Genomic DNA, 12,211 nt, shown 5'->3' on the forward strand with positions numbered 1-12,211 from the left:
CCTGCCAGGTCCGCGGGTCAAGACCGCCGGACACCGCGCCGCGCCCTTGGCGGCCCGCCCTGCCAGGTCCGCGGGTCAAGACCGCCGCTCACCGGCCCGGGCCCTCGGGGGCCCGCCCCTGCCAGGTCCGCGGGTCAAGATCGCCGGACACCGCGCCGCGCCCTCGGCGGCCCGGCCCCTGCCAGATCCGCGGGTCAAGACCGCCGCTCACCGGCCCGGGCCCTCGGGCGCCCGCCCCTGCCACGTCCGCGGGTCAAGACCGCCGCTCACCGCGCCGCGCCCTCGGCGGCCCGGCCCCTGCCAGATCCGCGGGTCAAGACCGCCGCTCACCGGCCCGGGCCCTCGGGCGCCCGCCCCTGCCACGTCCGCGGGTCAAGACCGCCGCTCACCGCGCCGCGCCCTCGGGGGCCCGCCCCTGCCACGTCCGCGGGTCAAGACCGCCGCTCCGCAGGACGCGGGGCCGCGCCCTGGGTCGTCGAGCCTGAAATATCCGGAATAACCGACGCCATCTCTAGATCTAGGAAAACGGATGTAGCTATAGCTACATCCGTTTTCCTAGATCTCGAAGAACCGCCGCTGGAAGCGGCTTCCCAACCGGGTGTTTCGAGCAATTGCCAACAACCGGGACTCGGGATTACCGCGGCGGCGGGGGCCTGCCGGCTGCGCCGGGCTCGCGGGCCTTGGCGGCGCCTGCGATTGCGTCGGCCCGGCGGCGGGATCGCGGCTCGATCGACGCGGAATCGGTCGGGGGACCGACGAACCGGGGCCGAAATCTAGGCGGGATTGCCGCTGCGGACCTGCCAGGGGCGGAACCGCTGGCGCGCGCTCGACCGGGTCATCAGCCGACGCGGCGGCGGATCTTGTCCAGCATGGGCGCGGGTAGGTCGGTGGCGGCCAGCAGGTTGGGCAGCAACTCCGGGTGGCCGTTGAAGGCGCGGAAGGTCTCGCCCAGCGTCACGCCGTGGTCGGGGCGGTGGACGACCTCGACGGTGTCGTCGGCGCCGATCTCCCCCGGCGTCAGCACCCGCAGGTAGGCGCCCGGGGCGGCGTGTTGGGTGAAGCGCTTGACCAGGTCGGGGACGCCCCAGAAGCCGGCGAAGGTCTGGCACGGCTGGCGGGGGTAGGTCACCTGCATCAGGGCCGAACCGATCGCCCAGCGCTCGCCGATCACCGCGCCCGTGACGTCGACGCCGCGGGTGGTCAGGTTCTCGCCGAAGGCGCCGGCGCCGAACTCCCGGCCCAACTCGGAGGACCACCAGTGGGCGTCTTCCACGGCGTACGCGTAGACCGCCTGGTCCGGGCTTCCGTGCACCCGCCGGTTGCCGATGTAGTCGCCGTCGACGCCCGCGTCGGACACGGTGACCCGGTCGCTGGTCGGGGTCTTGTCGATGCCGGTCTGACCGCCGGGCCCGTCCGCGTAATCAGTGACCTTGCGGGTGCCCAGGTTGACCGAGAGAACGTGTCCTGCCACCGGTCGAGCCTACGCAAACGAGGGCCGGGCCGCGGACGCGGCCGACCCTCGGCGAAGAACAGGCAGTCTCAGGCGGCGGGAGCGCTGAGCCGCTTGGCGATGGCCGACTTGCGGTTGGCCGCCTGGTTCTTGTGGATGACGCCCTTGCTGACGGCCTTGTCGAGCTTGCGCGACGCCTCACGCATCAGCGCGGTCGCCTTCTCGGTGTCACCGGCCGCAGTGGCCTCGTTGAACTTGCGGATGGCCGTCTTGAGAGACGACTTGACCGACTTGTTCCGCAACCGGGCCTTCTCGTTCTGCCGGTTGCGCTTGATCTGGGACTTGATGTTCGCCACGCGACAGCCTCGTCCTGCTCCTGGTTGGGTGGTATCTGGGCGCGGGCCAACTCGCCACACGCGAAAAGCCAGACTACCAGGGACCCATTGACGGGCCAAAACGCCCCTTGGCCGCCCAGACCCCCCGCCGCCCTTGATCAATCCCAGCCGTTGCGGCGCAGGAGCCAGGACAGGGCCATGTCGCCGTGCCAGCGCTGGTGCGCGCGGACCAGCGGCGAGGCGTCGTTGGGTGGGGCGCCGGCCCGGGTCAGGTAGTAGCCGGACATCGACGCGAGCGCGGCGTCGAGCGCGCCCTCCGGTGCCCCGAAGGCGGTCGGGTGCGCGGCCCACAGAGAATCAGCGTCCAGACCGCCGGCGTACGCCGTGACGAGCAGGATCGCCGTGTCGAACCAGGCCGGGCCGTGGCAGAGCCAGTTCCAGTCGCACAGCCAGGCCCGGCCACCGGCGTCGATCAGCACGTTGTCGACCCGGAGGTCACAGTGGATCAGTGCGGCACCGGCCGTCTCGGCCAGCGCCGGGGCGGTCGCCTCCAGGGCGGCCAGCGCGGCCAGGTGATCGCGGGCCGGCTCGGCCCCGGCCGGCAGCGGCACCCGACCGGCCGCGATGCCGCTCCACTCGGCCAGGTCCTCGCGGAGCATCGTCGACAGCGAAGGCAGCCGCAGATCGACCAACTCCGGCGGCGGGTCGGCGAGCGCGGCCGCCGCGGTGGCCCAGGCGTCCAGCGCCGCCGCCAGGTCCGCGGCCGACCAGGGCAGCGCCGGGGTGTGCCCGTCGACCGCGTCCAGGCACAGCACGAACCAGTCGGCCGTGGCCAGCGTCCAGCGGAGCCGCGGCACCGCCACCTCCGGCGGCAGCGCGGCGACGATTCGCGCCTCATGGGCGTACCAGTCGCATAGGTGTCTCTGGTCGAAAGCGCGGGCGGCCTTGACGAACACCCGCTCCCCCGCGGCGGTCTCCAGCACCGCGGCGAAGCCGCTGGTGAAGCCGGCGCCGGCGCTGGTCGCCCGGACCACCGGGGAACCGAGCCGCGACGCGACGGCCGCGCGCAGGTCAGGCGCGAGCGACTCCCAGGAGGGGCGGACCGCGGTGGCCTCGTAGGCGAACGGAGGCGGCGCGAGCATGCCGGCCATCCTGCCCTACCGCGCGGGCATGGGAGCATAGAGAGCGACCTTGACGACCGCCGACCAGAACGGACCACCGTGCCACCGACGCTCGACCCCGGCACCAACCAGATCGGTGCCACCGACCCGGCGCGTATCCGCAACTTCTGCATCATCGCCCACATCGACCACGGCAAGTCGACGCTGGCCGACCGGATGTTGCAGTTGACGGAGGTGGTCGACCCGCGGCAGATGCGCGCGCAATACCTGGACCGGATGGACATCGAGCGCGAGCGCGGCATCACGATCAAGTCGCAGGCGGTCCGGATGCCGTGGACCGTGCGCGAGGGCGAGCAGGCCGGCGAGAGCGCCGTGCTCAACATGATCGATACGCCCGGGCACGTCGACTTCACCTATGAGGTGTCCCGCAGCCTGGCCGCGTGCGAGGGCGCGGTGCTGCTGGTCGACGCCGCGCAGGGGATCGAGGCGCAGACGCTGGCCAACCTCTACCTGGCGCTGGAAAACGACCTGCACATCATCCCGGTGCTCAACAAGATCGACCTGCCGGCGGCGCAGCCCGACAAATACGCCGAGGAGCTGGCCCACCTGATCGGCGGCCGGCCGGAAGACTGCCTGCGCGTCTCCGGCAAGACCGGCGAGGGCGTGGCGCACCTGCTCGATGAGATCGTCCGGCAGTTCACGCCGCCGGTCGGCGACGCCGCGGCGCCCGCGCGAGCGATGATCTTCGACTCGGTCTACGACATCTACCGCGGCGTGATCACCTACGTCCGGGTGATCGACGGGAAGATCGAGGCCCGCGACCGGATCAAGATGATGTCCACCGGCGCCGTGCACGAGTTGCTGGAGATCGGCGTCATCTCGCCCGAGATGGTCAAGGCGGGTGCCCTCGGTGTCGGCGAGGTCGGCTACCTGATCACCGGCGTGAAAGACGTCCGGCAGTCCCGGGTCGGCGACACCGTCACCATCAACGGGCGGGCCGCCACCCAGGCGCTCGGCGGCTACAAGGACCCGAAGCCGATGGTCTACTCGGGCCTCTACCCGATCGACGGCTCCGACTACCCGGCGCTGCGCGACGCGCTCGACCGGCTCAAGCTCAACGACGCCGCGCTCGTCTACGAGCCGGAGACCAGCGCCGCGCTCGGCTTCGGCTTCCGCGTCGGCTTCCTCGGGCTGCTCCACCTGGAGATCATCCGGGAGCGGCTGGAACGCGAGTTCGCCCTCGACCTGATCTCCACCGCGCCCAACGTGGTCTACCGCGTGACCATGGACGACGGCGGCGAGCTGACGGTGACCAACCCGAGCGAGTTCCCGGTCGGCAAGGTCGCCGAGGTCTACGAGCCGGTGGTGCGGGCGACCGTGCTGACGCCCAACGACTACGTCGGCGCCGTGATGGAGCTGTGCCAGGGCCGCCGTGGCTCGCTGCTCGGCATGGACTACCTGTCGGCCGACCGGGTCGAGCTGCGCTACACGCTGCCGCTCGCCGAGATCATCTACGACTTCTTCGACCAGTTGAAGAGCCGCACCAAGGGCTACGCCAGCCTCGACTACGAGCCCTCCGGCGAGCAGAAGGCCGACCTGGTCAAGGTCGACATCCTGCTGCACGGCGAGCCGGTCGACGCGTTCAGCGCGATCGTCCACAAGGACAAGGCCTACAACTACGGCGTCAACATCGCGTCGAAGCTCCAGAAGCTGATCCCCCGGCAGCAGTTCGAGGTGCCGATCCAGGCCGCGATCGGCAGCCGGGTGATCGCTCGCGAGACGATCCGGGCGATCCGCAAGGACGTGCTGGCCAAGTGCTACGGCGGTGACATCACCCGTAAGCGCAAGCTGCTCGAGAAGCAGAAGGAAGGCAAGAAGCGGATGAAGATGGTCGGCCGGGTGGAGGTGCCGCAGGAGGCGTTCATCGCCGCGCTGTCGACCTCGGACTCGCCCGCCGACATCAAGGCCGCGAAGAAGTGACGGGGCCCGACGCCGGTTTCTGTGGCCGCTGCGGCGCCGCGCTGGCGGGCCGGCCGGCGACCGTCTGCCCGGCATGCGGTTACCAGCACTACCTCAACGCCCGCCCGACCGCGAGCCTGCTGGTGGTCGACGACGCGGGCCGGTTCCTCGCGCTGCGCCGGGCAATCGACCCGATGGCCGGGCATTGGGAGGTGCCCGGCGGCTTCTGCGACGGCTTCGAGCACCCGCGCGACGCCGCGGCGCGCGAGGGCCGTGAGGAACTCGGCTGCGAGGTTCAGATCAAGGACTTCATCGGGATGTACGTCGGCACGTACGAGTTCCAGAACGAGCTCTTGCCGGTCCTGGACTGTTTCTACTTCGCGTCACTGGACCCGGCCGCGATCCGGCTCGACCCGGCCGAGGCGACCGAGCTGACCTGGTTTGACCTGGCCAAACCGCCGAAGATGGCGTTCTCGACAATGGACTCCGCCCTCGTCGACGCGACACGATCGTTGCTATCGACGAAATAATTGGTTTGGCTCTTCCGCCCCTCGGGAACTTTCCTCGGCGTCACAAACCCCCCGAGGAGGAGGAAGGGCCATGACCGCAGGTGGAATCATCACCGCACTGATTATCGGTCTGATCATTGGTGCACTGGGCCGACTGGTCGTGCCCGGCCGCCAGAACATCCCGATCTGGCTGACCCTGGTCATCGGTGTCGTCGCCGCGTTGCTGGGCTCCGCCATTGCCCGCGCCGGCGGTTTCGCCGACACCGGCGGCTTCGTCGACTGGCGCGAGGTGCTGCTGCAGATCGCTCTCGCCGCCGTCGGTGTGCTGCTGACGGTCAGCATGTACGGCCGCGGCCGGCGCCGGGTCAGCCGCTACTGACACCAGCGACAAACCGAGACGGGCGCCCTTCGGGGCGCCCGTTTCCTATGTGTGACCTGAGGGCCTGTCGTAAAAGAAATTTTCGTACTAGTCTGCCGCGAGGAAGGTTACCTACATCCCCCGAACCCCCATCGCGGAAGGGAATGCCTGGTGAAGACGAGGCGGATACCGTTCCAGGTTGTCACGGTGGTCCTTACGGCCGCGCTGCTCGCCAGCGCCTGCGGCAGCGACGATAGCGGCAACGAACAGCAGGCGGACCCCGCCAAGCTCACCGTCTGGATGATGGGCGAAGGCGGCGACGCACAGAACACGTTCCTCGATGGCGTCGAGACCGAGTTCAAGAAGAAGCATCCCGGCACCGACGTGGTCGTTCAATACATCCCGTGGCTCGAGGCGCCGAAGAAGTTCCAGGCGGCGCTCGCCGGCGGCGAAGGCCCCGACGTCACCGAGCTCGGCAACACCGAGACGCAGGGCTGGGCGCAGCAGGAGGCCCTCGCCGACCTGACCGACCGGCTCGGCGGCTGGGCACCGGGCAAGGACATCCTGCCCGACCTGGTGAAGAACGCCCAGCTCGACGGCAAGCAATACGGCATTCCCTGGTACGCCGGGGTGCGCGCGATCTACTACCGCACCGACTGGTTCCAGGAGGCCGGCGTGACACCGCCGAAGACCTGGGACGAGCTGGTCTCGGTGGCCAAGGCGGTGCAGGCCAAGAAGCCGGGCACCTACGGCATCGCGCTGCCGGGCAACTCCGAGCTGCCGTTCTACTCGTTCCTCTGGGGCGCCGGCGGTGAGATCGCGACCGACAACGGCGGCACCTGGAAGTCCGGCTACACCTCGGCCGAGTCCCGCCAGGCCGTGAAGTTCTGGACCGACCTGGTCACCGTGCACAAGGTGGCACCGCCCGCGGCGGCCGCCTGGAACGAGGTCGACGCGCGCACCCAGTTCGCCACCGGCAAGGCCGCGATGGCGTTCGCCGGGAGCTGGCAGCAGGCCGCCATGCTGGAGGCCGACCCCAACCTCGACAAGGTCTGGGGCACCTTCCCGATCCCCGGCCCGACCGGCAACGCGGCACCCGCGTTCGCGGGCGGCTCCGACATCGCGCTCTGGGAAGACAGCAAGGTCAAGGACGTGGCCTGGGACTACATGACCGTGCTGCTCGACAAGCAGAACAACAAGAAGTGGGCCGACAGCCTCAAGTTCTTCCCGGTCTACACCGACCTGGTCGCGGCGGGCTACAACGATGACAAGATCATGGCGGCCTTCGCGGCGACCATGAAGGCCACCAAGCTCACCCCGATGACGCCGAAGTGGGTCGAGGTCAGCCGCACCAAGACGGTGACACAGGCGATGAACACCTCGATCATCAAGGGCCAGAAGACGGTCGACCAGGCGACGACCGACGCGGCCGCCGAGATCGAGAGCATCCTCAACGCGAAGTGAGCACCGATACCCGCGTCGTTCCCGACGTGACACCGGAGCGGCCCGCGCCGCCGGCCCGATCATGGAGCCGGGGGCCGGGCCGCCTCCCGTACCTGCTGATGCTGCCCTGTCTGCTCGTGATCACGGCCTTGTTGCTGTGGCCGCTCGGGCAGATCGTGGTGATGTCGCTCTACGACCTCGACAGCGTGCGTCAGGTCCGTGGCCAGCGCGAATGGCCGTGGGCCGGGCTGGCCAACTACCGCGAGATCCTGACCGACCCGTTCTTCCAGATGGTGCTGCGCAACACGGTGCTGTTCGCGCTGGCCAACGTCGCGCTGACGATGGTGCTCGGCACGCTGGTCGGCCTGCTGCTGCACCGGCTCGGCAAGCGGATGGCGGCGTTCGTCGGCGGCTGCGTCCTGCTCGCCTGGGCGACGCCGGCGCTGACCGGCACGATCACCTGGAAATGGATCTTCGACGACACGAATGGCCTGGTCACCTGGTTGTTCAACGCGCTGCCGGACGGTCTTTCGGCGGCTTTGTTCGGCCGCTCCGACTGGACCGGTTACGGGTGGTTCAACGCGCCGCTGTCGTTCTTCTCGATCCTGACGCTGGTCATCGTGTGGCACTCGTTCCCGTTCATCGCGGTGTCGGTGCTGGCCGGCCTCAAGAGCCTGCCGTCGGAGTTGCTGGAGGCGGCCCGGGTCGACGGCGCCGGCCCGTGGCGGTCGTTCTGGTCGATCACGTTCCCGCTGCTGCGCCCGGTCTTCGGGATCCTCGTGGTGCTCTCCACGATCTGGGACTTCAAGGTCTTCACGCAGCAGTACGTGCTGGCCGGCGGCACCCAGGACCGCCCGACGTTCATGCTGTCCATCTACTCGTACGCGACCGCGTTCTCACCGCCGCCGAAATACGGCCTGGGCGCCGCGATCGCCGTCGTGCTCACGGTCATCCTGTTGATCGTCACCGGCGTGTACGTGCGTACCCTGCTGAAGCAGGAGGAGCTGTGAAGCGGTCCGCGCTCAACCTGGCCGGCCTGCTGGTCGCGGCGTTCGCGGTCTTCCCGGTCGTGTGGATGGTCGCCACCTCGTTCAAGACCACCCCGGAGATCTTCTCCGGTGGCCCGGTGCCGTTCCCGCGGCATCCGACGCTCGCGCACTACCGCGCGATCCTGTCGGGCGACCTGATCCCCGGTGTCAGCTTCCTGGACTTCTTCCGCAACAGCGTCGTGGTCGCTTTTTGCACCGTCGTGATCAGCGGTGTGATCGCGTTGCTGGCGGCGACGGCGGTGTCCCGGTTCCGTTTCCGGTTGCGGACCACCTTCCTGGTCCTGCTGCTGGTGGTCCAGATGATCCCGCTGGAGGCGCTGGTCATCCCGCTGTTCCTGATGATCCAGCGGCTGGGCCTCTACGACACCCTGGGCAGCCTGGTGCTGACCTATGTGGGCTTCTCGCTCCCGTTCGCGGTCTGGATGCTCCGCGGTTTCGTGGCCGCGGTCCCGGTGGAGTTGGAGGAAGCGGCCGCGATCGACGGCGCGAGCCGCTTGCAGATCTACCGGCGCATCCTGTTCCCGCTGGTGGCCCCCGGCCTGGTGGCGACGAGCATCTTCTCGTTCATCGTGGCCTGGAACGAGCTGATCTTCGCTCTGACGTTCCTCAACGACCAGAGCCGCTACACGCTGCCGGTGGCGATGACCTTCTTCTTCGGCCGCGACGACACCGCGTGGGGCCCGGTCATGGCGGCGTCGACGCTGCTCACCCTCCCGGTGCTGATCTTCTTCCTGATCGTGCAACGACGCATGGTGGGCGGCCTGTCGGCGGGTGCGTTGAAGGGCTGAGAGTTCGTGTGTTGTTCGTCTACTAAGAACGACGCGGACGCCGACATCCTTCGAAGCGGACGGGGTAATCTCCCAGCCGCCGCCGGCAGCCGTCCGGCGGCTTCGCCATGGGAAGGAAACACAGGTATGCCGATCTCCATGAACCTGGACGCGGTGCTGGACAAGGCCTACGAGTCGACCCCGTTGACCGAGCTGGCCAACGCACCCGTGTCCGCGCTTGCCGGCGTCAGTGACGCCGACGCCGAGGCGCTGAAGAAGGCGTTCAACATCAACACCATCGGCGACCTGGCCGGCAACAAGTACGTGACGGCCGCGCAGGCGATCGCCGAACTCGCCCGCATCGCCAAGTAGCGACCGGCGGCAGGCGCGGTGCTCAGCGCCGCGCCTGCCCTGCCTATCCGGCCTTGGACTCCAGGAAGAGGCCGAGGGCCTCGACGACGAGGCGGTGGTCGTCGAGTTGCGGCAGGCCCGAGACGGTGACGGTGCCGACCGGGCCGGTTCCCTTGAGGATGATCGGGAAGCAGCCACCGTGCGCGGCGTACAAGGCGGGGTCGAGGTGGGCCTGCTCCTCGAAGGTGGTGCCGCGGTCGCGGTAGGACTGGCCGATCCGGTAGGAGCTGCGCCCGAACCGCCGGACGACCCGGATCTTGCGCTCGATCCAGTCGTCGTTGTCGGGCGTGGTGCCGGCCAGCGCGCAGTGGAAGACCTGCTGGTCACCGAGGCGGATGTCGACGGTGACCGCGTGCCCGCGCTCCCGGGCCATCCCGACCAGACGACTTCCGAGCTCCCAGGCATCGTCATGGTCAAAGCGGTCGAACCGGAGTCGTTCTTCCTGCTCCTGAAGCTCTGGCGTCATGGTTGGCCGTCCCTTTCCTGGATCGTCTCAACGATCTAAGCAGGGCGGCCTGGTTCGCTCGGAGTCGCGGCCCGGGTCAGCCTGCGCCACCGGTAGTGACGCCACGCGCCGACAACAACCGCGACGGCGACGATCAGCGCGGCAGCGCCTTTCCAGGTCCGCTCGAACCACCATCGGTCGTCGCCGAACGCCGCCTCACCGGCCGTCCTGAGCCAGATCAAAACCCAGATCCACTGCCAGCCCCGTGGCCGCGAGAAGTCGTCTGGGTTCTCGGAGAACGCGATCCACACCATGACCACCGCGGCGGCGAGGGCGAGGAGTGGAATTCCGATGCGCCAGAGGACCTGCCAGAACGACACCGACCGATCTTGGCATCCGGCCGACCTCAACCACCAGCGATGTCGATGCCTCTCCTGACCGGCCGGGGGCGGCGCCTGGGGCGCTATTCGTAGCGGCGGGTCGCGGCGTGGCGTGCGCGTTGCGCTGGGGTGTCACAGACGTCGGCGGCCCAGTCGTGGGCTGTGGGGGTTCGGGCTGCCTTGCTCTGGTGGAGGTCGACCGGGGGCGAATTGACCGCCGTGGCGCGGGTGGCCGACGGGGTCGCGCCGCCGTGGATGACGCGGTGGCCGTCTCCGGTGGGCGGCGCGCCGTCGGACCAACCGGCGTGCTCCGCCGTCGCGGTCTGGTCGCGGTGCGGGTCGACGGGGTCGGTCGGGTCAGTCGGCTTGGTGGCCTTGTTGGTTGCGGCCGGTGCGGCCGCTTCGGCCGGGGCCGAGCGGTAGACGCGGCCGACCTTGTCGGCGCCGGCGCCGCCCGGGACGGTGGCGCGGCCGATCGTGCGGAACGGTCGCAGGGGCCGCATCGGGCGGCGGCCGGGGCCCGTCGCGGCTGCGCGGACGGCGGCGCCGGCGACCAGGTCGTTGATTTTGACCATCGCGGCGATGCATAGCGGCAGCAGGACGGTGCCCCAGAGGGGGATCAGCTCGGCCAGGGCCAGGATGATCGCGAGCGCGGTCGCGCCTTCCAGGAAGACGAAGCACAGCGTCGAGCTCGGGTTGAGGTGCTGGAGGCGCAGCACCCGCGCGTAGAACGGGCGGCCGCTGACCGCCGGGGTTGAGGCGAACGGAGCCGCGAGGCGTCGTGCTGTCATCAGCCACCACCAGATCTGCGGTCTCCCGCGGCGGAACCTCCGCGGCCCGCGGCCGCCGCCCGAGCGGCGGCGCGGCCGTCCATCGGCGACCCGGCGTCGGCCGATCCTGCGCGACGGGACGAACCGCCCGAGGGGCCGTCGGGGCCGGAGCCGCCGCCGCGCGCCGCGACGACGGCGAAGACGGCGCGTTCGAGGGCGTACCCCCGGTCGTCGGCACCGCCCTTGACCTCGGCGTTGCAGTCGGCGGCGGCGCGCATCGCGACGACAAGGCCCTCCGGGGTCCAGCCGCGGCCCTGGCGCTGCGCGCGCTCGATCTTCCACGCGGGCATGCCCAGGCTGCTCGCCATCTGGTAGGCGTTGCCACGGCCCGCGGACGCCACCCGGGCGACCGTGCGGACGCCGTCGGCGATGGCGTCGGCGATCGGGACCGGGTCGACGCCGACGTGTAGCGCCCAGCGCAACGCCTCGAGCGCCGCCGGCACGTCGCCGACCATCGCGGCGTCGGCCACCGTGAAGCCGGTGACCTCGGCGCGGCCGCGGTAGTAGCGGGCCACCGTCGAGGCGTCGATCCGGCCCTCGACGTCGGCCAGTAGTTGCGAGCAGGCGGCCGACAGGTCGCGCAGGTCGTTGCCGACGGCGGCCAGCAACGCCTCGGCGGCCTCTTCGGAGCCGCGGGTGCTGCCGCGCTTGAGCTCTTCGCGGACGAACGCGACGCGGTCGCGGTGTGACTTGAGCTTCGCGGCGGTCACCACGTCGGCGCCGGCGGTGCGCAGGCCGTCCGCGAGCGCCTTGGCCCGGCCGCCGCCGGTGTGGGTGACGACCAACAGCACGTCGGGATCGGGGTGCTTCGCATAATCGAGCAGCGCGGCCACGAGATCCTTGCGGGCGTCTTGCCCGTTGCGGATGACCACCAGGCGGCGACCGCCGAACAGCGACGGGCTGATCATCTCGGACAGCTCACCGGCGGCGAGCGCGTTGGCCTCGTATTGCCGGACGTCGGTGGACGCGTCGGCCGCCCGAGCGGCTTCGATGGCCTTCTCGACGGCGCGCGTCACCAGCAGTTCCTCGTCGCCGAGCACGAGTTGTGTTGTGGGAAGGCCGCCGGTCACCGGGCCATACTCGCACGCGCCTCTGACTGATCGAACGTCCTCACCCATATGAGTTGTCGATCACTCATCAACCGTAAATCCCGA

At 69.9% G+C, this 12,211-nt stretch carries 13 protein-coding genes and 1 pseudogene; 7 read left to right on the plus strand and 7 right to left on the minus strand.

Translation table 11 applies throughout. The features are described 5' to 3' along the window. Positions 1–838 precede the first annotated feature (838 nt). The 3 genes from DFJ67_RS00960 to DFJ67_RS00970 form a co-directional block, all read right to left on the minus strand. Positions 839–1,471, minus strand: coding sequence for an MOSC domain-containing protein (locus tag DFJ67_RS00960; RefSeq protein WP_116066125.1), 633 nt, complete (start codon positions 1,469–1,471; stop codon positions 839–841). 68 nt (positions 1,472–1,539) lie between these two features. Next, positions 1,540–1,806, minus strand: coding sequence for a 30S ribosomal protein S20 (gene rpsT, locus DFJ67_RS00965; RefSeq protein WP_116066126.1), 267 nt, complete (start codon positions 1,804–1,806; stop codon positions 1,540–1,542). A gap of 137 nt (positions 1,807–1,943) precedes the next feature. Further along, positions 1,944–2,927, minus strand: a complete 984-nt coding sequence (locus DFJ67_RS00970; RefSeq protein WP_116075442.1) for a phosphotransferase — start codon at positions 2,925–2,927, stop codon at positions 1,944–1,946. Between the two features lie 78 nt (positions 2,928–3,005). On the opposite strand from DFJ67_RS00970, the gene lepA reads away from it, so the two are divergent. From lepA to DFJ67_RS01005, 7 genes are all read left to right on the plus strand, one after another. Then, a complete protein-coding gene (gene lepA, locus DFJ67_RS00975; protein ID WP_116066127.1) occupies positions 3,006–4,886 on the plus strand; it encodes a translation elongation factor 4 in 1,881 nt (626 codons plus the stop codon). After that, positions 4,883–5,395, plus strand: a complete 513-nt coding sequence (locus DFJ67_RS00980; protein WP_116066128.1) for an NUDIX domain-containing protein — start codon at positions 4,883–4,885, stop codon at positions 5,393–5,395. Before lepA ends, DFJ67_RS00980 begins: the two co-directional genes overlap by 4 nt. A gap of 70 nt (positions 5,396–5,465) precedes the next feature. After that, positions 5,466–5,753 (plus strand): GlsB/YeaQ/YmgE family stress response membrane protein, encoded by a 288-nt coding sequence (locus DFJ67_RS00985; RefSeq protein ID WP_116066129.1) that lies wholly within the window; start codon positions 5,466–5,468, stop codon positions 5,751–5,753. Between the two features lie 150 nt (positions 5,754–5,903). Further along, positions 5,904–7,196 carry a sugar ABC transporter substrate-binding protein gene (locus DFJ67_RS00990; RefSeq protein WP_116066130.1) on the plus strand — a complete coding sequence of 431 codons (1,293 nt, stop codon included), beginning with the start codon at positions 5,904–5,906 and terminating at the stop codon, positions 7,194–7,196. After that, the gene (locus DFJ67_RS00995; protein WP_239097606.1) at positions 7,193–8,185 is read left to right on the plus strand and encodes a carbohydrate ABC transporter permease; all 993 of its coding nucleotides are present in this window, start codon (positions 7,193–7,195) and stop codon (positions 8,183–8,185) included. Before DFJ67_RS00990 ends, DFJ67_RS00995 begins: the two co-directional genes overlap by 4 nt. Beyond that, on the plus strand, positions 8,182–9,012 hold the full coding sequence (locus tag DFJ67_RS01000; protein ID WP_116066132.1) for a carbohydrate ABC transporter permease: 831 nt from the start codon (positions 8,182–8,184) through the stop codon (positions 9,010–9,012). Before DFJ67_RS00995 ends, DFJ67_RS01000 begins: the two co-directional genes overlap by 4 nt. 126 nt (positions 9,013–9,138) lie before the next feature. Further along, positions 9,139–9,363 carry a hypothetical protein gene (locus tag DFJ67_RS01005; protein WP_116066133.1) on the plus strand — a complete coding sequence of 75 codons (225 nt, stop codon included), beginning with the start codon at positions 9,139–9,141 and terminating at the stop codon, positions 9,361–9,363. Between the two features lie 43 nt (positions 9,364–9,406). On the opposite strand, the gene DFJ67_RS01010 is transcribed toward DFJ67_RS01005, so the two are convergent. The 4 genes and pseudogenes from DFJ67_RS01010 to holA form a co-directional block, all read right to left on the minus strand. After that, a complete protein-coding gene (locus tag DFJ67_RS01010) occupies positions 9,407–9,868 on the minus strand; it encodes a heme-degrading domain-containing protein (protein WP_116066134.1) in 462 nt (153 codons plus the stop codon). Positions 9,869–9,903: 35 nt separating this feature from the next. Beyond that, a complete protein-coding gene (locus DFJ67_RS01015; RefSeq protein WP_116066135.1) occupies positions 9,904–10,227 on the minus strand; it encodes a hypothetical protein in 324 nt (107 codons plus the stop codon). An 83-nt stretch (positions 10,228–10,310) separates the two neighbouring features. Further along, positions 10,311–11,018 (minus strand): hypothetical protein, encoded by a 708-nt coding sequence (locus DFJ67_RS01020; RefSeq protein WP_116066136.1) that lies wholly within the window; start codon positions 11,016–11,018, stop codon positions 10,311–10,313. 146 nt (positions 11,019–11,164) lie between these two features. After that, positions 11,165–12,175: pseudogene (gene holA, locus DFJ67_RS01025) on the minus strand (DNA polymerase III subunit delta); the annotation flags it as partial. Positions 12,176–12,211: the final 36 nt, after the last annotated feature.

The sequence above is a fragment of the Asanoa ferruginea genome, assembly GCF_003387075.1.
Lineage (GTDB): Bacteria > Actinomycetota > Actinomycetes > Mycobacteriales > Micromonosporaceae > Asanoa > Asanoa ferruginea.